The sequence below is a fragment of the Janthinobacterium agaricidamnosum NBRC 102515 = DSM 9628 genome (genome assembly GCF_000723165.1).
Classification (GTDB): domain Bacteria; phylum Pseudomonadota; class Gammaproteobacteria; order Burkholderiales; family Burkholderiaceae_D; genus Janthinobacterium; species Janthinobacterium agaricidamnosum.
Window position 1 is genome coordinate 3,221,685 of sequence record NZ_HG322949.1, and the last position, 19,089, is coordinate 3,240,773.

15 protein-coding genes are annotated in these 19,089 nt (G+C 60.4%); 7 read left to right on the forward strand and 8 right to left on the reverse strand.

Annotation, left to right across the window (positions count from 1 at the left end; genetic code table 11):
* Nucleotides 1-58: 58 nt before the first annotated feature.
* The 6 genes from GJA_RS13690 to glpD form a co-directional block, all read right to left on the reverse strand.
* The gene (locus GJA_RS13690; protein ID WP_038493137.1) at nucleotides 59-352 is read right to left on the reverse strand and encodes a DUF2160 domain-containing protein; all 294 of its coding nucleotides are present in this window, start codon (nucleotides 350-352) and stop codon (nucleotides 59-61) included.
* A gap of 2 nt (nucleotides 353-354) precedes the next feature.
* Nucleotides 355-1,161, reverse strand: coding sequence for a carbohydrate ABC transporter permease (locus GJA_RS13695; RefSeq protein WP_422567910.1), 807 nt, complete (start codon nucleotides 1,159-1,161; stop codon nucleotides 355-357).
* The gene (locus GJA_RS13700; protein ID WP_038493138.1) at nucleotides 1,158-2,027 is read right to left on the reverse strand and encodes a carbohydrate ABC transporter permease; all 870 of its coding nucleotides are present in this window, start codon (nucleotides 2,025-2,027) and stop codon (nucleotides 1,158-1,160) included. Before GJA_RS13700 ends, GJA_RS13695 begins: the two co-directional genes overlap by 4 nt.
* Nucleotides 2,027-3,112, reverse strand: a complete 1,086-nt coding sequence (locus GJA_RS13705) for an ABC transporter ATP-binding protein (protein WP_038493140.1) — start codon at nucleotides 3,110-3,112, stop codon at nucleotides 2,027-2,029. The genes GJA_RS13700 and GJA_RS13705 overlap by 1 nt, the downstream gene beginning before the upstream one ends.
* 2 nt (nucleotides 3,113-3,114) lie before the next feature.
* Nucleotides 3,115-4,212 carry an ABC transporter ATP-binding protein gene (locus GJA_RS13710; RefSeq protein WP_038493142.1) on the reverse strand — a complete coding sequence of 366 codons (1,098 nt, stop codon included), beginning with the start codon at nucleotides 4,210-4,212 and terminating at the stop codon, nucleotides 3,115-3,117.
* Nucleotides 4,213-4,283: 71 nt separating this feature from the next.
* Nucleotides 4,284-5,834 carry a glycerol-3-phosphate dehydrogenase gene (gene glpD / locus GJA_RS13715; RefSeq protein WP_038493144.1) on the reverse strand — a complete coding sequence of 517 codons (1,551 nt, stop codon included), beginning with the start codon at nucleotides 5,832-5,834 and terminating at the stop codon, nucleotides 4,284-4,286.
* Nucleotides 5,835-6,020: 186 nt separating this feature from the next.
* On the opposite strand from glpD, the gene GJA_RS13720 reads away from it, so the two are divergent.
* Nucleotides 6,021-6,782: a DeoR/GlpR family DNA-binding transcription regulator gene (locus GJA_RS13720; protein WP_174525982.1), complete on the forward strand. Its 762-nt coding sequence runs from the start codon at nucleotides 6,021-6,023 to the stop codon at nucleotides 6,780-6,782.
* 715 nt (nucleotides 6,783-7,497) lie between these two features.
* The gene (locus GJA_RS13725) at nucleotides 7,498-8,031 is read left to right on the forward strand and encodes a MarR family winged helix-turn-helix transcriptional regulator (RefSeq protein ID WP_242404538.1); all 534 of its coding nucleotides are present in this window, start codon (nucleotides 7,498-7,500) and stop codon (nucleotides 8,029-8,031) included.
* A gap of 180 nt (nucleotides 8,032-8,211) precedes the next feature.
* Here the strand turns inward: GJA_RS13725 and GJA_RS26200 are convergent, their stop codons facing one another.
* Both GJA_RS26200 and cysC read right to left on the reverse strand, forming a co-directional pair.
* Nucleotides 8,212-10,989, reverse strand: coding sequence for a sensor domain-containing diguanylate cyclase (locus GJA_RS26200; protein WP_144241533.1), 2,778 nt, complete (start codon nucleotides 10,987-10,989; stop codon nucleotides 8,212-8,214).
* 314 nt (nucleotides 10,990-11,303) lie between these two features.
* Nucleotides 11,304-11,864, reverse strand: a complete 561-nt coding sequence (gene cysC / locus GJA_RS13735; protein WP_081905407.1) for an adenylyl-sulfate kinase — start codon at nucleotides 11,862-11,864, stop codon at nucleotides 11,304-11,306.
* Nucleotides 11,865-12,363: 499 nt separating this feature from the next.
* On the opposite strand from cysC, the gene GJA_RS13740 reads away from it, so the two are divergent.
* The 5 genes from GJA_RS13740 to qhpG are packed head-to-tail and all read left to right on the forward strand — an operon-like array spanning nucleotide 12,364 to nucleotide 19,037.
* Nucleotides 12,364-13,941 carry a ferritin-like domain-containing protein gene (locus tag GJA_RS13740; protein WP_081905408.1) on the forward strand — a complete coding sequence of 526 codons (1,578 nt, stop codon included), beginning with the start codon at nucleotides 12,364-12,366 and terminating at the stop codon, nucleotides 13,939-13,941.
* A gap of 6 nt (nucleotides 13,942-13,947) precedes the next feature.
* Nucleotides 13,948-15,354: a hypothetical protein gene (locus GJA_RS26735; RefSeq protein ID WP_242404539.1), complete on the forward strand. Its 1,407-nt coding sequence runs from the start codon at nucleotides 13,948-13,950 to the stop codon at nucleotides 15,352-15,354.
* A complete protein-coding gene (locus GJA_RS26740; protein ID WP_038493148.1) occupies nucleotides 15,351-16,178 on the forward strand; it encodes a LodA/GoxA family CTQ-dependent oxidase in 828 nt (275 codons plus the stop codon). Before GJA_RS26735 ends, GJA_RS26740 begins: the two co-directional genes overlap by 4 nt.
* Nucleotides 16,168-17,553 carry a radical SAM/SPASM domain-containing protein gene (locus GJA_RS13755; RefSeq protein ID WP_038499831.1) on the forward strand — a complete coding sequence of 462 codons (1,386 nt, stop codon included), beginning with the start codon at nucleotides 16,168-16,170 and terminating at the stop codon, nucleotides 17,551-17,553. Before GJA_RS26740 ends, GJA_RS13755 begins: the two co-directional genes overlap by 11 nt.
* 2 nt (nucleotides 17,554-17,555) lie before the next feature.
* The gene (gene qhpG / locus GJA_RS13760) at nucleotides 17,556-19,037 is read left to right on the forward strand and encodes a flavin-dependent monooxygenase QhpG (protein ID WP_038493149.1); all 1,482 of its coding nucleotides are present in this window, start codon (nucleotides 17,556-17,558) and stop codon (nucleotides 19,035-19,037) included.
* The last annotated feature ends 52 nt before the right edge of the window (nucleotides 19,038-19,089 follow it).

Consider the following 19,089-nt stretch of genomic DNA (forward strand, 5'->3'; position numbering starts at 1 on the left):
TATTTTTCCCCTGGCTAGCCTCAGCCAGGACCAACAACCTGCAACAAACTTGCAACAGTCAACCCCAACGCATCACCACTAACAACACCACAAAACTGATGCCGGCGCCGATTGCTTGCTGCATCTCAGTCAAGCCGGCCCAGGCCAGGTTGACATACGCCGCCGTCAACAAGCCGATGAATAAACGGTCGCCACGGGTGGTCGGGATCGGCAGGAATCCCTTGCGCTCGATGCTGGGCGACTTGATTTGCCACACCGTCATGCCGACCAGCATCACCCCAATCGCGGCAAAGAAAATCGCCACCGGCTGGGTCCACGCCATCCACGCGAACAGGCTTTCGGTACTTTCCATGATTACACCCTCCCCATCGCAAAACCCTTGGCGATGTAATGCCGTACAAACCAGATCACCAGCGCGCCCGGCACGATGGTCAACACCCCGGCCGCCGCCAGCACGCCCCAATCCATGCCGGCCGCCGACACGGTGCGCGTCATCGTCGCCGCGATCGGCTTGGCGTTGACCGACGTCAAGGTGCGCGCCAGCAGTAATTCGACCCAGCTGAACATAAAGCAAAAGAATGCCGTCACGCCAATGCCGGATTTAATCATCGGCAAGAAAATCTTGATAAAAAAGCGCGGAAAACTGTAACCGTCGATGTACGCGGTTTCATCGATTTCCTTCGGCACGCCCGACATGAAGCCTTCCAGTATCCATACCGCCAGCGGCACGTTGAACACCATGTGCGCCAGCGCCACCGCCAGATGGGTATCCATCAGCCCGACCGTCGAATACAGCTGGAAGAATGGCAGCAGGAACACAGCTGGCGGCGTCATGCGGTTGGTCAATAACCAAAAGAACAAATGCTTGTCGCCGATAAAGGAATAACGCGAAAAAGCGTAAGCCGCCGGCAACGCTACCGCCACCGAAAACACCATGTTCATGGCGACGTAAATCATCGAATTGATGTAACCGCTATACCAGGACGTATCGGTGAAGATGGTCTTGTAATTGTCGAACGTCACATGGGCCGGCCACAAGCTCAGTGCGCCAACGATTTCCTCGTTGGTTTTGAGCGACATGTTCAGCATCCAGTAAATCGGCAGCAGCGACAGCAGCAGGAACATGAGCAGCAGCGGACCGGTGACTCGTTTATGCATCATTTTTGGTCTCCGGTGCCGACCCGCTGCATCCACGTATACAGGACGAAACAGAACAGCAAAATGATCAGGAAATAAATCAGCGAAAACGCCGACGCCGGCCCCAGGTCGAATTGGCCGACCGCTTTCTGGGTCAGGTATTGCGACAGGAAAGTGGTGGCATTGCCCGGTCCACCGCCGGTCAGCACGAACGGTTCCGTGTAGATCATGAAACTGTCCATGAAGCGCAGCAAGACGGCGATCATCAGCACATTGCGCATCTTCGGCAACTGGATGTAGCGGAACACCGCGAAACGCGACGCGCCATCGATGCGCGCCGCCTGGTAATACGCGTCGGGAATCGCGCGCAGGCCGGCATAGCACAGCAGCGCCACCAGCGGCGTCCAGTGCCAGATATCCATCAGCAACACGGTCAGCCACGCATCGAGCGCATTGCCGCTATAGTTGTAATCGACGCCCAGCTGATTCAGGCTGTAACCCATCAAACCGATATCGCCACGGCCGAAAATCTGCCAGATGGTGCCGACCACGTTCCAGGGAATCAACAGCGGCAGCGCGATCAGGACCAGCGCCAGCGACGCCTTCCAGCCATCGGCCGGCATGCACAGCGCAATCAGGATGCCGAGCGGAATCTGGATCACCAGCACCGACAGCGAAAAAATCAGCTGGCGCGTCAACGCGCCGTGCAAGTCGCTGTCCTGCATCACCATGCGGAACCATTCGGTGCCGACAAACACTTTCTGGGTCGGACTCAAAATATCTTGCACGGAATAATTTACGACTGTCATCAGCGGCAAGATCGCCGAAAATGCCACGCAAATGATGACCGGCAGAATCAGGAGCCAGGCGCGGTTATTATAGGTTTTCATCAGGCCACCCGTTTTTCGTTGACGTAGAACAAAGTGCGCTGTTGCGGGAAGCGCAGCCACACTTGCTGGCCCGGCGCCGCATCGAACTGGCGCAACTTGGCGGCGATGGCATGGCTGCCCAGCGTGAATTCAGCGAGGAAATGGGTGCCCATATTGCGCACCAGCGAGACCGTGGCCGGCAAGGCATCGGCCTGCTGTGCCGTGACGCATTCGACGAATTCCGGCCGGATGCCGAGCGTGACCTTGCCTTGTGCATGACTCAGCGCCGCCTTGGCGATGTCCGACAAGGGCAAGCCGTGGCCGGCGACCAGCGCCAGTCCGTCCTTGACTTTGCAGTCGAGCAAATTCATGCCGGGGTTACCAATAAAATAGGCGACAAAAGTGTGTTCCGGTTCCTCGAACAACGCCTGGGCGCTGCCGGTCTGCACCACTTCGCCCTGCGTCATGACCACCACCTGGTCGGCGAAGGTCAGCGCCTCGACCTGGTCATGCGTCACGTAAATCAGCGACAGTTTCAGTTCGTGATGGATTTCCTTTAATTTGCGGCGCAACAGCCATTTCAAGTGCGGGTCGATCACCGTCAGCGGTTCATCGAACAGCACCGCCGCCACGTCCGGACGCACCAGGCCGCGGCCCAGCGAAATCTTTTGCTTGGCGTCGACCGACAAGCCGCTGGCGCGGTGTTTCAAGTCGCCCGCCAACTCCAGCATTTGCGCCACCTGTTCGACGCGCTTGCGGGTAGCCGCTTCTTTCCAGCCGCGATTGCGCAACGGAAACGCCAGGTTGTCGTACACCGTCATCGTGTCGTAAATCACCGGGAACTGGAACACTTGCGCGATATTGCGCGCCTCGGTCGGCAATAGCGTCACGTCCTTGCCGTCGAACAAGACGCGGCCATGCGACGGTTTGACCAGGCCGGAAATAATGTTCAGCAAGGTGGTCTTGCCGCAGCCGGACGGTCCCAGCAGCGCATACGCGCCGCCATCGTCCCAGGTCTTGGTCATCGGCCGCAGCGCGTAATCGCCGGGAGCCGACGGGTTCGGTTTATAGGCATGCGCCAGGTCGATCAATTCTATGCGGGCCATGGCTATGCTCCGGTGGACAGCGATGGCGCGAACAGCAGGCGTCCATCGGGGCTGAAAATGAACAAGGCGTCCGGCTGGCAATACATGCTGCAGCTGGAGCCGATCTCCATGTTGTTGACGCCGTTCAATTGCGCGACCAGCGCAATCGTCCCGCGATGCGCATGCACATAGGTTTCGGAACCGCTGATTTCAGCCAGGTCGACCACGGTGCCGATCGCGATAGCGCCGGCCGACAACGGCGCCAGGTGCAGGCTGTGGGCGCGCAAGCCCAATATCACTTCGGCATGCTGCGACGCGGCCTGGCGCTGGGCCGGATTGAGCTGGATCCGCAAGTCGGCGCCGAGGCGCACCAGGCCCTCGGCATCGAGCTTGCCCGGCATCAGGTTGATCGGCGGGTCGCTGAAGGTGCGCGCCACCTGGATCGAGTTGGGCGCGTTGAACACTTCCAGCGTGCGGCCCTGTTGCAGCAAGCGCCCTTCGTGCAGCACCGACACGTGGCCGCCCAGTTGCAGCGCTTCCAGCGGCTCGGTGGTGGCATAGACCACGGTAGTTTTGCCGTCCGAAAACAGTTCGCTCAATTCGCGCCGCAATTCCTCGCGCAATTTATAGTCGAGGTTGACCAGCGGTTCATCCAGCAGCAACAGTTCGGCATCCTTGATCAGCGCGCGGCCCAGCGCCGTGCGCTGTTGCTGGCCGCCCGATAATTCGCCGGGCGTGCGCTGCAAATACGGCGTGATGTGCAGCCGCTCCGCCAGGTCCAGCACACGCATGCGTATCTGCGCTTCCGGCACCTTGCGCAAGCGCAGCGGCGACGCGATATTGTCGAATACCGTGAAGGCGGGATAATTGATGAATTGCTGGTACACCATGGCCAGGTTGCGCTTGCTGACCGACATGCCGGTCACGTCCACGCCATCGACCAGCACCTTGCCGGCGCTCGGTTTATCGAGGCCCGCCATGACACGCATCAAGGTGGTTTTACCCGCCTTGGTCGTGCCCAGCAAGACATTGATCGCGCCCGGCACCAGTTGCAGCGACATCGGGTACAAATGATACTCAGCACCATACTTCTTGCTGATGTTGTCCAGTACAAGTTGCACTTGCTTCTCCTTGTTATTTCTGTCGCCGCGCTCTCATGATTGGAGCGCGATCGTCTTGCAGACTACTGTTTTTACTGCGATATTGACTGCGATATCAACTGATCCTGTGCCAGCCACGCATCCAGCCTGGCCTCGGTATCGGGCGGCAAATGCAAACCCAGCTTGGAACGGCGCCACAAAATATCCGCGGCGCTGGCCGCCCATTCGAACTTGCGCAAATACCTCACCTCAGCCGCATACAAGCCCGCTGCGATTTCCGTCCCCAGGTCGGCCAGCCGCGTGCAGCCATGCAGCAACACATGGATGCGCGTGCCGTAAGCCCGCGCATAACGCGCCACTACTTTCGGCGCCAGCCATGCATATTGGCGCTGCAAATCGTGCACGAACTGGGAGAATTCCAGCACAGAACGGTTTTGCGGCAGGCCGCCAAACAGGTCGCCGCCCGGCAAACAGGCGTTTGCCGTCCAAGCGCCCTGCCGCCGGTCCAGCAGCGGCACGATCAAGTCCACCGCTTCTTCCGCCAGCTTGCGGAAGGTCGTGATCTTGCCGCCAAAAATACTCAACAAAGCGGGACCATCTTGATCCAGCTCAAAACGGTAATCGCGCGTGACGGCTTTGGCGTCGGCCGCCGCGTCTTCCACCAGTGGCCGCACACCCGAATAGGTCCACACCACATCGGCCGGTTTTATTGGCTTGCTGAAATAATAACTCGATAATTCACACAAGTAGGCAATTTCTTCATCGCTGATCGCGACTTTATTTTTATCGCCCCGATAATCGAGATCGGTGGTGCCGATCAGCGTGAAGTCTTGTTCGTACGGAATCGCAAACACGATCCGGCCATCCGGATGCTGGAAAATATAGGCGTGCTCATGGTCGAACAATTTCTTAACGACAATATGGCTGCCCTTGATCAGGCGCAAATGCTTGCCATCCGCCTCGGGCGCGGTTTGTTGCAGGAATTCGGCGGTCCACGGCCCGCTGGCGTTGACCAGGCAACGCGCCTTGACCGGGATCTCGCTCCCATCGGCGCCCTGCAAGGTGGCCAGCCAGCCGTCCGGCTGCTTGTGCACCGCGGCGCAGCGGGTGCGGGTCAGGATGACGGCGCCCTTTTCGGCCGCATCCATCGCGTTCAAGACCACCAGGCGGGCATCGTCGACCCAGCCGTCGGAATAGACGAAGCCGCGCGTGAAGGCGGGTTTTAACGGTTTGCCGGCGCTATGCGAGCGCAGGTTGACAGCGCTGGACGCGGGCAGCAATTCGCGCCTGGCGAGGAAATCATAGAGGAACAGGCCGGCCCGTATCAGCAGCGCAGGGCGTTGCCCCTTGGCGTGCGGCATCACGAAACGCAGCGGCCACATAATGTGCGGCGCCGAACGCAGCAGCACTTCGCGTTCGATCAGCGCCTTGCGCACCAGGCTGAATTCGTAATATTCCAGGTAGCGCAAGCCGCCATGTATCAGCTTGGTCGACGCCGACGAGGTGTGCGAAGCCAGGTCGTCCTTTTCGCACAGCACCACCGACAAGCCGCGTCCGGCGGCGTCGCGCGCGATGCCGGCGCCATTGATGCCGCCGCCTACCACCAGGATGTCGCAATCGATCGTGTGCCGCGTGGTCGCCATCAGATTCCCGAACTTTCGTTGAACGCAAATCGCCGTGGCGCGCGCCGGATGCTATGCAAGCCGCGCCATGCTGGTTAAGATACGAGGTATAAGATACGACAAAATACGAAGCATTAGCAACAAAATCTTGCCATAATTTGTTCGTTTGTTTTCGTTTTAGTGTGATTCAATGAAAAAGATAATTTTATGATACTTAATCCGCGCCAGCGCCGGCTGCTGGAAGTTGTACGTTCGCAAGTCACCATGTCGGTCGAGGAACTGGCCCAGCAACTGGGCGTGACGCCGCAAACCGTGCGCCGCGATGTGAAGCATATGGAACAAGCGAAGCTGCTGGCGCGCTATCACGGCGGCGTCGGCTTGCCGTCATCGGTGGAGAACATCGATTACAGCCAGCGCCAGACCATGAACAGCGGCGCCAAGCGGCGCATCGCCAGCGCGGTGGCCAGCCATGTACCGCATGGATGTTCCTTATTGATTAATATCGGCACCACCACCGAAGAGGTGGCGCGGGCGCTGGCGCGTCACCAGGGCTTGCATGTGGTGACCAATAATTTGAATGTGGCGGCGATCCTGGCCGACAATCCGGCCTGCGAAGTGATCGTCGCCGGCGGCGTGGTGCGCGGGCGCGACCGCGGCATCGTCGGCGAGGCGACCATCGACTTTATCCGCCAGTTCAAGGTCGACATCGGCATCATCGGCATTTCCAGCATCGATGAAGACGGCAGCCTGCGCGACTTCGACGCGCGCGAAGTGAAGGTGGCGCAAGCGATCATCGAACAATCGCGTGAAGTCTGGCTGGTCGCCGACCGCGATAAATTCGGCCGCAAGGCGCTGGTGCGGATGGCCGACCTGCGCCAGATCGACCGGCTGTTTACCGACGCGCCGCCACCGGACCTGTTTGCCCAGGTACTGCGCGACGCGCAAGTAAACGTCATCATCGCCAACTGAGCCACCTCATTCAATGTAATCGTTACCAAACGATGACGCGCCAGCAAATGTAATCGTTACCAACTCAGCAACGCAACGAATAAATCATTCGCACCAATTACATCACCGACGTGAAAATTATTCATGAAGGATGACATCGATCATGCTCAAATAAATCAACTCTGCAGACAAAATCGGGATGCGGGAAAAAACCTCGCTGCGTCCCGCAATGCTTGTTCATGAATATTTTTCAGGTAATATGACGTTTTTTCACAACAAATAACAATGTTTTTTCTAGTATCGTTCGCATGAAAAAAATCGGCATGTACAACATATCTTCATTCTGTACACCCGGCTATTTCGCCGAAATACGCGTTGTTGCAGGCAAATTACTATATCCAATAAGCAATATCCCTACGTGAAAATGAAATAGTTCTGTGCTTACACAATATTATATGTTATTATTGATACAACATGATTAATATTTTTATCTTGCTATCCGCTGCGATATATTGTCTTATTAGCAGTGGCAAGTATTTTATTCCATGAATTTAGTAAAATGTTATTGAGTATTTGTATCGCGTGAAATCTGCAATTCAACCGACCCTTGACTTTGGTTTTCTCGGAAACCAATATGTAGAAATCACGTCGCCAGAATGTCCCCAATCAATGTACTGATGGCAAGCACGTCCAGGCCCCAACCATGCCTAGCGTGCTGTTTAGTGAAGGAAGAAAAATGAGCACCAACTTTAATACCGTAAGATTGCCGTTCCCGACCCGCGCCGAGATGTCCGAGGATTCGTATCAGGATCCAAGCGGAAACCCGGTCAGCGAACTGGAATCCCATTTGGGCTACTGGCTGCGTTTCGTGTCCAACCACGTGTCGCAAGGCTTCCAGAAAAAAGCCGAAGCCAATGGCGTCACCGTTTCCGAATGGGTGGTGCTGCGCGAAATGTACCGCCTCGGCTGCACTTCCCCCAGCGTGCTGGCGCAAGTGGCAGGCATGAGCAAGGGCGCGGTCTCGAAATTGATCGACCGCCTCGAAAGCAAGGGCCTGGTCAGCAAGGCCATCCTGCTGGCTGACCGCCGCCAGCATTCGATCGACCTGACCAGCGAAGGCCAGGAACTGGTACCGGTATTGGCGCGCCTGGCGGACCAGAACGATGAAGACTTCTTTGGCAAATTGCCGGAACAATTACGCAGCGATTTGCAGGCGGCCATGAAAGAAGTGGTACGCTCGCATCACTTGAAAAACGTGCCGCTGAATTAAACGACCGGCGTGAAACGGCCGGCGCCCCACGCTGGCCGCGCGCGCGTCGCCACGGTCACGGGTCGGTAAAGTTGCTGAATTTACCGATAGGAAAGTGGCGTCCGTATGGCCCGCATACCGCGATACTATCGCCATACTATCGGCACACCTTTGTTCGCTTCATGCCACCGGCCTGACAGGTCAGGCCAGCTGGTCCAGCTCAATCACGTCAAAGCCGTCGCGCCCCGCATTCTTGGCGTTATACAGCGCGCGGTCTGCGCTATCGAGCAATTGTTCGGCGCTGACCCTGGCGGTCGCCGCGCCGGCATGCAGGATCACCACGCCAATGCTGGTGGTCACGCCGAGCGGGCCGGAAGCCAGCTCGAATGGCCGGTGCATGGTGTCGATGATTTTCGCGGCGATCAGGCGCACTTCGGCGACGCTTTTGACATGCTCGAAAATAATCACGAATTCATCCCCGGCCAGCCTGGCCACCAGGTCGGTCGAGCGCACGCTGCGCACCAGCCGCGCGGCAAATTCTTTCAGCACTTCATCACCGGCATGATGGCCGAGACTGTCGTTAATCGCCTTGAAGCGGTCGATATCGAGGTAAGCCAGCGTCAGCGGATGCGCATCCTGATACGCGCGCTGCAGGCTGGCCGCCAGCCGCTCATCGAACTTGCGGCGGTTGGCGATGCCGGTCAGCGTATCGGTGGCGGCCACCGATTTCAAGGCCGACTCGACCGCCTTGACCTTGGTGATTTCATGGATCAGGCCATACACGCCGGCCACCACGCCGTTTTCCTGGATGTCGGGCACGTAGACGGTCTGAAATTCGCGGGTCAGGCCGTCCTTGTCGATCGAAAATTCATATTCGACTTCCTCGCCCTGGAAGGCCCGCTCCAGGTGCCGCTTGCGGGCATGATAGGCCTCCGCGCCGTACACATCGCTCAGCTTCCTGGACAACATGTCTTGCGGCGCCACGCCGAACCATTTTTCAAACGTCGCGTTACTGAACTGCAAGCGGTGTTCCGGGTCGATATACACGATCACCACCGGCATATGGTCGGTGATCAGTTTCAGGCGTTTTTCGCTGGCGGCCTGGCGTAGTTCGGCCTTGCGGCGGTCGCTGATATCGAGTCCCAATACATAAAAACCGGCCACGCTGCCGTCGGCGCCGAGGTCGGGGATGTAATCGAACATGAAATACTCTTCCGGACAGCCGATTTGCGTCCCCTGGCGCTCGAAATGGACACGCTCGCCGCGCAGGGCGGCCGTCATTTGCGGCGCCACCGACGCATAGCCTTTCTCGCCGATCACCTCGGACACCGGCTTGCCGACCATAGCGTGCGGCTCGATATCGAAGATCTGCCGGTAATGCACGTTTGAAAATTGATAACGCAAGTCGCTGTCGATATAGGAAATCAGCGCCGGCATTGCGTCGGCGATGGTGCGCGCGCGTTTTTCGCTGGCCGCCAGCCGTTTTTCATGAATCAGCCGGTCGGAAATGTCGCGCAGGAAGGCGGTGCTGAAACACAGGCCGTCGTGCGTCACCACGCCCATCGAAATTTCCACCGCTATCGTATGGCCGTCGCGGTGCACTGCCTCGGCGCGGATCTGACGCGACGACAGGCTGGCCTGGCCAGCCATGCGGAACCAGCTGGCCATGTCGTGGTCTGCGCCATCCTGCGCCATGCCCGGACCGATCAGCGCGCCGATTTCGGTGCCGATCGCCTGTTCCCGGCTCCAGCCGAATTTTTCTTCGGCTTCGCGGTTCCATTCGGTGATGCGACCCTGTTCGCTGATCCCGATCACCGCATCCGGCGCCTGTTCCAGGATGCTGCGCAACAAGGCGTCGCCGTGCCGGGTTTGCAGCTCGGCCTGTTCCCGCTCGTCGACCAGCGCATGGAAAGCCCGGCTCAATTCACCGATCTCGTCTTGCCGTTCGATTTGCAGCACGTCGATGCCGCGCTGCTGGCGGCGAATCTGGACGATATGCTTGCGCAAGGTTTCCAGCGGCTGCAGCAAATGCAGGATCACATGCCAGCCAGCCACGCCGGCCAGCGCGGCCAGCAAGATCGCCGCCAGCACGCCATTGCCGCGCATTGCATACAGCGGCTGGAATGCTTCGTCGGCCGGATACACCGACGCCAGTATCCAGTCCGCCGAGGTGATCCGCTTGTAGGCGAACATCGCGTTGACGCCCTGCGTCCGCCCCGCGGTCCAGCCCTCGAAACCGTTCATTGCCGCATGGGTCGCGGCGCTGACGGCGCCATGCGCCTCGATCGGCTGCAGGATGCGCGACTTGTCCGGGTGCTCGACCAGGATGCCGCCGCTGGTCATGATGAAGATGTAGCCGCTCTTGCCCGGCTTTAAGGGATCGAGCTTGGCGAGGAAATCCGGTTCGCGCAAGTTGACGCTGCCGGCGAGCACATAGACGACCTTGCCGGCGGCGTCGAAGACAGGCTGGGTGATCACCACCAGCGGCATGCCGGAATAGCTGCCATTCATCGGCGCCGAAATCACGCCAGCCTTGCGGGCCAGCGTATCCTCGAAATAAGGCCGTTCCCTCAAGTTCAGCGTAGCGCCGGAAACGGACTTGATCGCATGCTTCATGGTGGCGACCAGGTCGCCGTTGACGGCGATCACGGCGACATTGAAAAACTGATCGCGCAAGCTGCCTTGCCGCGCAAGATAACGCCCGATCGGCGCCGCGCCATGCAAGTCCAGCGCCGTCATGCTGTCGGCCAGCACCCGTAAGACTTGCTGCTTTGACTTCAGCTCCTGGTCGATGAAGGCGGCGGTACTCGACAGCGCCACATACTGCTGGCGCCCGATCACTCCGCGCATGTCGCGCTCGGCCAGCATCAGGGTCAACAGGCTGACCACCAGGATGGCCGTCAATACCAGTAAAAATACCACGCTGGCCATGCGCACCTTCAGACTGGAAGGTGGAAGCCTGGCAAAAAAGGATGTCATATCGATCAAGACTTTGGTAGGGGGCAACTGCCTTGCTTGCAGAGTGCAATCAATTGCTGGCAAGCATGTTACCAAATTGCATCGAGGCAAAGTAAAGCGGGATCAATTATTCTGCGGGATCGCCGCGAAAGCAGGCTCAACTGTGGCGGGCGCGCCACCACGGCGGGTTTGCGGGCAATGGGACGGTCTGGATCAGCAGGACTGGATAATAATAATTACAATAATACAAAATATCTTTTTATCTTCATCAAAAAACAAGCAAGCCCCCCGGACTGTCATGGTTTGCGTCGCCGATGGCGTAGTCGCTGGATGTTTCAGCCATGACGCAAGGCCAGATGCCGATACAGCATGCGGGTGCTGTCTTGCAGCGTGCCGGCGCCAGTATCGAGCACCAGCGCAGGCGATAGCGGCGCTTCGTAGGGCGCGGAAATACCAGTGAATTCGGCGATCCGGCCGGCGCGGGCCTTGGCGTACAAGCCTTTGACATCGCGCGCTTCGCATACCTCGAGCGGGGTGCTGACATGCACTTCGATGAAATTGCCGGCGCCGACAATTTCCTCGGCCAGCGCGCGGTCTGCGCGGTACGGCGAAATGAAGGCGGCGATCACGATCAAACCGGCGTCGTTCATCATGCGCGCCACTTCGGCGCTGCGGCGGATGTTTTCCTTGCGGTCTTGTGGCGAAAAGCCGAGGTCGCGGTTCAACTGGCGGCGCAAGTTGTCGCCATCGAGCACATAGGCCGCGCGGCCTGCGTCGCGCAGCATTGTTTCCAGCGCATAGGCGATGCTCGACTTGCCGGCGCCGCTCAAGCCGGTCAGCCAGACCGTGGCCGGACTAATGTTGGCGACCTGATCATCCTGCTGTTTTCCTGTCATGCCATCCCCTTTTGTTGTCTCCGGCAGTGCGCCGGAACGGCGCGCGTGAATGGAGGAAATCATACTGCAAGGTGGATATGCGGTGTCTGGTTCTTTGCGAAAATCGGGCACATGATGGATGGTGGAAACGAGCACAATGGCGACGATTTCCGGTCGATTTGATGGTTCAGTACGGCAACAGGAAACGGCGATTTTACTGAGACTTTTTAGTTTGAATCTCTCGAATCGTCACAGCGACAGGCCTTTCGCTTTTTTATTTTTCACGCGATTTTTTACTGTTGACTTTTCGGCAAACCAGTAGCAATACTCAACGCAGGCCGGCATCAGTATTCAACTTGCGCGGTGCGTGATTCCCGTCATCGAAGCAAGTTTCTCTTGCTGTAGTTTATTTGATCTACCTCAGTTGCCAGTCATTCAGTCGTTGTCATTTCAATTCACCGTCGCATCCTGTCAGACTTGGGGTGCGACTGCCCTCTTTCTAACATGAGAAGGATAGGAAATGCGAGCTGCACAGATCAGGCGTCATCTCGGCGCATCCACCAGCCAGTTGCCGCGCACCGGCACCGAACACGGACTGCCGCAAAACCCGAACCTGCTATTCGGCGTCACGGCCGACGGCGCCACGACCAGCCAGGCGCCGCTGCTGAACCTGGAATTCTCACCGCGCGACTACATCGCCTACCTGCTGTCGATTGACGCGGAAATCGAGCACTGTCTGATGGTGCAATACCTGTACGCCGCCTACTCGCTGGGCGGACCGCAAGTGCCGCAAGCGTATCGCGACGTGGTGCGCAACTGGCAGGAAGTCATTCTCGGCATCGCCAAGGAAGAGATGGGCCATTTGATCTCGGTGCAGAATTCCTTGCGCCTGATCGGCGCGCCGCTGCACCTGGAACGCGAAGACACGCCGTGGGACGTGCCGTTCTACCCGTTCCCGTTCATGCTGGAACCGCTGACGCTCGATTCGCTGGCCAAGTACGTGTACGCCGAATCGCCGGTCGGCTGGGATGGCGGCGAGCTGGGCGACGAAATCCGGCTGCGCGTGCACGCGCAAACCTCGACCCCGCACCAGGTCTCGGAATTGTTCAATACCCTGATCCCGCTGGTGGCCGATCCCGACTACCTGCCCGACGACGCGTTCGACCCGGCCACCTATCCGGCCCAGGCCGATTTCGCCGAATGGGGCCGCGGCTACCAGGGCGGGCAGCGCGGCAATACCGGCGGCGTGCGGCCGGCGCAAACCCCGGACGTGCTGGTGAAACCGCAAACCTGCCGCGACGACATGGTCGAAGCATTAAAGGCCATCGCCGAACAGGGCGAGGCGACCACCGGCGCGGTGGCGTCGCACTTTGTGCGCTTCCTGCGTATCTATGTCGAGATGCGCGAATTGACCGAACAAGTGCCGCTGCATGCCGGCGAGTGGGAAGCGGCGCGGCCCACCGGCTATACCGATGACAAATGGCGGTCGGTGCAGCCGCACAGCAAAATCAGCTTGCAGGGCGGCGTCAGGCACGCGGCCCACTGGGCGCCGGCGCGCAAGGTCGCCATCAATCCGTATGTGTCGCTGGACCCGGACCTGGAGCCGGAACTGGGCGGCGGCGCGACCCGCATCACCGATCCGCAATCGGCGCTGTGGGCCACGCTGCTCAATCTGCGCTACCGCATGCTGCTGACCTACCTGATCCATAGCTTCACCTTGTACGGCGGCTTGAACGCGGCCGGCCTGATCACGCCGCGCGGCACCATCGTCAACGCCACTTTCGGCGAAATGTACAACCTGCGCGCGATTTCCGACATCCTGACGCAATCGCCGCTCTCGGCCACCGATCCCGACGCCGGTTACGCCGGTCCGCCGTTCCAGATGCCGTACACGCTGAACAGTCCGTTCGGCGAAAAGAACCGCTGGCGCGGCCACCTGGACTTGCTGACCGCGGCCGAAAGCCTGGTCGAGGCGCTGCTGCTGGTCGCGCCGCCATCGCGCCACGCTTACCTGGCGTCGATGCGCGAATCGGACCAGAACATGAAGCAGCTGGCGCGACGCATCCTGTCCGGCAGCATCGATACCGCCTTGATCTAGGAGTCCATGATGCCGATACTCGAATTAAGAATCTTGCCGCCGCTGGCGATTGCCCGCCTCGGCGCCGCCGACGAAGCACTGGAAGCGTTCGACCTGGAAGCCGATCCGGACCATCCGCTGGACTACCGCCGCATCGTGCCGCGCACCAGCTTTGAAGTCGATACCGACAGCGGCAGGATCGTGCGCGCCTACCTGCCGGAAAAAATCCGCTTCAAGGACGAGAATAAAAAGGTCAGGCCGGTCGCGCCGTTTCTCGAAGTGTATGCGCGCACCAGCGAACTGCCGGAACAATTGCAGCCGCTGACGGTGGCCTTGCTGGAACAGCAGGGCCAGGCCCTCGACAATTTGCACTGGGAAGTGGAACTGGGCAACATCAAACTGTTCCGCCGCACCGGCAACAAGGAAGACCAGATCCACGCCAGGCTGTCCGGCCTGAAAGACCACAGCCGCCATGCGCTGCTGGGCTCGTGTACCAACTTCTTGCCCGGCAAAGTCCTACCGCTGGGACACGTGCAATTCATCGCGCCGACCGATGAATTCCCCGAAATCCGCCTGCGCTACACGCCGGCCGGCGGGCTGGTCTACGGCAGCCGCATGGAACGGCTGGTGCCCGATCAAAACGGCGTGCCCAGGCTGACCCCGGACCCGATCATCGATAACGAGGCGCTGGTGTTGTACAACCCGGAGAAGGACTGGCTCGGTTATACCGAAAGCACCGGCCCGGCGCTGACCAATCCGGCCGGCATCTACGCCGGTTATGCCGACCAGGATGGCAACCAGGTCAGCTGGGGCTACCTGGATGATGAATGCGACGGTGTGGTGCGGGTATTCCTGACGCTGGCCGACAGCAGCGTGCTGTCGGCCCATAGCACCATCGGCGCCGGCCCGCCGGCCTACGCGCCCGATACGCTGCCGGTGCGGGTGGTGTCCGACGAGCTGGAACAGTTGCTGTACGGTCCCGAAGTCGACGCCGACAGCGTCTCGCTGGACGAGGCCACCGAACTGGTGCTGCGCGCGCTGGAAACCGTGCGCCTGATGAACACGGCGGTGATGAACGGCAATCCGGTGAACGGCCGGCTGAACGTCGCCAGCACCATGGTACGCCAGAATACCAACGACTTCGAACGCTACTACGAACCGATCGCCGCCAGTGCGCTGGTCGACAACCTGGCCTTGCGCGCCTTGCACGAGCGGGTCTTCAGCGCGCTGTCGGCCGGCGGCGCGCCGTGGTTCGCCCAGGTGATGCGCCAGCCGGAAGAAATCGGCGACCTGTCGTCGACCGCGCTGCGCAAGATGCCGGCGCTGATGCGCGGCGCGGACGGGCGCAGCCTGACGTTGACCCGGCGCCATATCGACATGGTGGTCAAGGCCGCCCGGAATGCGATGTTTTCGAACCCAGCAGGAGAACAATGATGGCCGAGAAGAATCCCAGCTTGCGCGCCAATAACCTGACGGCGCAAATCCACCATCGCGGCGCCGGCAATCCCGCGTCGGTACTGCCGCGCAGCGCGATTTCCAATTGTTTTCCGGGCCTGGAATTCGACTTCCGCAACCTGTGGCGGCGCGCCTTCGAGGGCATCGTACTGGTTGAAAACAATAACTATGTGGTCGATGCCGATCCCGCTTATGAAGAGTTGAAAAGCCGCCGCCTGCTGCGCTTTGCCGGCCTCGACGTCGGCACCATGGTGCTGACCACCGGCCCGGTGTTTCCGAACGGCAGTTCCGGCACGCTGGCGTCGGCCGGCAATCCGAATGCCGTCTCGTTCATGGAATGGTCGAACTCGATCGCCCGCATCCTGCACCTGCAAGGCCAGGTGGTCAGCTGTCAATTCTCGGAACAGACCGGGGCCGATACGGAAATCCTGTGGGACAAGGATACTCCGACCATCACTGTCGACTTGAAACTGCGGCACTTCTTCAAGGAACAGAGCGCCGAATTCAATCCAGCCCTGCTGCAACCGGGCGAATTGACGCAAGGCTTGTGCGCGCCATGGCAAAACGATTACCGCGAATGCGCCTGTTATTACTGGGCCGCGTCGCGTCCCGATTATGTCAATGTCGAGCCGGGCCAGGATGGCTTGTCGCACGGCGACATGTGGTTCGCCAAGAAGCGCACCGGCACCTACATCCCGGATAACCGCACCGACACCCGCTTGTATTCGTATGACGACTTGTTCAAGTCATGGCAGGAAGACTTGCAATTCATCATCAAGGGAAAGGATGCCGATGAATCCTGAACCATTGGCCGCCGCCATCCACGCCAGCATGGCCGGTGCGCTGGCCGGACGCATCGTCACGGCGTCGCGCCCGCGCCACCGCGACGCCCATCTGATCGACGACGCCCAGGGCGCGCAATTGCTGCTGGTCAATGGTAGCCGCCTGTACCACTTGCCGCCGCAGTTGACCGAGGAATTCCGGACTGCGCTGGACAGCAGCGACAGCGGCTTGCTGCAGCGCCTGGTCGACAGTTGCGGCTTGCAAGCCGAAGCGCTGATCGACGACCGGCCGCTGGCATCGCCGCCGCTGCACGCGCTGTCGCTGGCGATCGCGCAAAAGTGCAATCTCGGCTGCACGTATTGCTACGCCCAGCAAGGCGAATTCGGCGGCAAGGCCAGGAGCATGGAGCTGCAACAGGCGCTCAAGGCGGTCGACTTGCTGCTGGCGCAAGCGGCGCCGGGCGCCAAGGTCAACCTCGCCTTCATGGGCGGCGAACCGCTGGCAAACCGGGCTGTGCTGCGCCAGGTCACCGACTACGCCAGCGAGCAGGCGCGGCAACGGCAAGTGGACTGTCGCTTTTCGATCACCACCAACGGCACCCTGCTGCAGCCGGACGACGCCGACTTTTTCGAACAGCACGGCTTTGCCGTCACCATCAGCCTCGACGGCGCGGCGCCGCAGCACGACCGCTTGCGCCCGTTCAAGGGTGGCAAGGGGTCGTTCGATCACATCATGGCCCGGCTGGCGCCGCTGCTGCAGCGGCAACGAAGCATGCAAGTGTCGGCGCGGGTCACCGTGACGCCGTTCAACCTCGACTTGCCGAAGACGCTGGACTTGTTCATCGGCATGGGTTTTCACAGCGTCGGCTTTTCGCCCTTGCTGCGCGCGTCGAATGGACAGGCGGAAATGGGGCCGGACGACCTGGCGGAAATGCTCGAAGCGATGATCGCCTGCGGCCTCGCCTTCGAGCAAAACATCTTGCAAGGCCGCCGCTACCCCTTCATGAATATGCAAAACGCCTTGCGCGAATTGCAGCGCGGCACCCACCGACCGTATCCCTGCGGCGCCGGCGCCGGGTATTTCGGCGTCTCGGCCGAGGGTGAACTGTCGGCCTGCCACCGCTTTGTCGGCGACCGGCAAGGCGCGATGGGCAGCATCGAGCACGGCGTGGACCGGGGCAAACAGGCGATCTGGCTCAGCGAACGCCACGTGCATCGCCAAGCACCGTGCAATAGCTGCTGGGCGCGCTACCTGTGCAGCGGCGGCTGCCACCACGAAGTACTGGCGCGCGGCCGCACCGCCTGCGACTATATCCGCGGCTGGCTGCATTACACGATAGGCGCGCACCAGCGCCTGAGCCACCTGGCGCCCGACTGGTCCAGCGGACCGGCCTGACCGTGGCGCAGATCTACGACGCGCTGATCATCGGCGCCGGGCCGGCCGGCCTGGTCGCCGCGCTGCGTTTGCAGCAGCTCGGCCGCAGCGTGCTGCTGGCCGAGCGCAGCGCCGTCTGGCCACGGCCGCAAATCGGCGAAGCGCTGACGCCGGGCGTGCGCAATATCATCGAATTGCTCGATGCCAATGATGCGATGGCCTTGGTGCCGCATCGGGTGCATCGCAACAGCCGGCTGCTGTGGCGCAACCGGCACCCGGAAAACGTGGCCCATCCCGGTTCGGCGCTGGTCGAGCGGGCCGGCTTCGACGCCGCCCTGCTGCAACTGGCCCATCAGCGCGGCATCAACGTCGTTTCGCCGGCGCAAGTCCAGCAAGTGAACGGCGCGGCCGGCGACTGGACTGTCGCGCTGCAAACCGGCGGCGCCCTGCCACAAGTTAAACAAGTGAGCGCGCGCTTCATCCTCGACGCCAGCGGACGCGGTGCGGGGGCACGCTCGCAGATCGCGTGCGCACCGCGCCTTGCCGCCGTGTGGGCCGAGTTCGAACAAACCAATCTTCCCGCCACGATGCGGGAGCTCACGCAAGTCGAAGCGCTGACGGATGGCTGGCTGTGGGGCGCCAGCTTGCCCGATGGACGCTACCGGGTGATGTTGCTGGGCGACCCGCGCGCGGCGCGCCAGGCGGCGCCGCATCAGCCGGAACAGCGCTTGCGGGCTGCTTGCGCGGCCAGCCGCCTGTTCGGCGCCATCGCCCAACTGCCATTATCCAGCCCGGTGCAAATGTGCACCGCGACAGCGTACCTTGCCACCGACAGTTGGCAAGACGGCCGCCTCAAGCTGGGCGACGCGGCATTCGCGCTGGATCCAATTTCATCGTCCGGCGTCGAAAAAGCGATGCGCTTTTCCTTGCAGGCTGCCGTGGCCGTGCATACCTTGCTGGGCGATCAGTCGCCACAGCGGGCCAGGCTGACCCGCGCCTTCTTTGAACACCGCCTGATCGACACCTGCGCCCGCCACGCGCACTGGACCGCCGAATATTATGGACAGTCATGGTGCGCCGGCCAGCCGTTCTGGCAAGCACGCTCAAGCGTGGCGATACCAGCCGGTGAACATGCATCCGACCTGATGAACCAGCTGCAACAAACCTGCGCGCAACTGCAACAATATCGTGAACCCGTATTACGAGCGCTGTCCAGCCTGAATCCGCGCCGGGCGCTGCGCTTGAACCCGCAAGCCAGCGTGGTCGAGATGCCCTGCATCATCGACGATACGGTGCAGGCTTACAGCGCCCTGTCTCACCCGCAACTGGAACGGCCGCTGGCCTTTCTCGACAATGAAGCGCTGTTTCCGCATCTGCACAGCCTGCATCAATCGCCGACACTGGATAGTTTTTTGCATGACCTAGGCTGCAACATGCCGGCCCACAAAGCGCAAAGAATCACCGCATGGCTGTGGCAACATGGCTTGCTGGAACATGCGGGCTGATTGAGAAAACTCTGGATGAATGAGGTTGCGCAGTACATCAAAATGGCTGCGG

Excerpts from the sequence above, each read along its gene's own strand:
- GJA_RS13690 (WP_038493137.1), bottom strand. The coding sequence starts at position 352 with ATGGAAAGTACCGAAAGCCTGTTCGCGTGGATGGCGTGGACCCAGCCG.
- GJA_RS13695 (WP_422567910.1), bottom strand. The coding sequence starts at position 1,161 with ATGATGCATAAACGAGTCACCGGTCCGCTGCTGCTCATGTTCCTGCTG.
- GJA_RS13700 (WP_038493138.1), bottom strand. The coding sequence starts at position 2,027 with ATGAAAACCTATAATAACCGCGCCTGGCTCCTGATTCTGCCGGTCATC.
- GJA_RS13705 (WP_038493140.1), bottom strand. The coding sequence starts at position 3,112 with ATGGCCCGCATAGAATTGATCGACCTGGCGCATGCCTATAAACCGAAC.
- glpD (WP_038493144.1), bottom strand. The coding sequence starts at position 5,834 with ATGGCGACCACGCGGCACACGATCGATTGCGACATCCTGGTGGTAGGC.
- GJA_RS13720 (WP_174525982.1), top strand. The coding sequence starts at position 6,021 with ATGATACTTAATCCGCGCCAGCGCCGGCTGCTGGAAGTTGTACGTTCG.
- GJA_RS13725 (WP_242404538.1), top strand. The coding sequence starts at position 7,498 with ATGAGCACCAACTTTAATACCGTAAGATTGCCGTTCCCGACCCGCGCC.
- GJA_RS26200 (WP_144241533.1), bottom strand. The coding sequence starts at position 10,989 with ATGACATCCTTTTTTGCCAGGCTTCCACCTTCCAGTCTGAAGGTGCGC.
- cysC (WP_081905407.1), bottom strand. The coding sequence starts at position 11,864 with ATGACAGGAAAACAGCAGGATGATCAGGTCGCCAACATTAGTCCGGCC.
- GJA_RS13740 (WP_081905408.1), top strand. The coding sequence starts at position 12,364 with ATGCGAGCTGCACAGATCAGGCGTCATCTCGGCGCATCCACCAGCCAG.
- GJA_RS26735 (WP_242404539.1), top strand. The coding sequence starts at position 13,948 with ATGATGCCGATACTCGAATTAAGAATCTTGCCGCCGCTGGCGATTGCC.
- GJA_RS26740 (WP_038493148.1), top strand. The coding sequence starts at position 15,351 with ATGATGGCCGAGAAGAATCCCAGCTTGCGCGCCAATAACCTGACGGCG.
- GJA_RS13755 (WP_038499831.1), top strand. The coding sequence starts at position 16,168 with ATGAATCCTGAACCATTGGCCGCCGCCATCCACGCCAGCATGGCCGGT.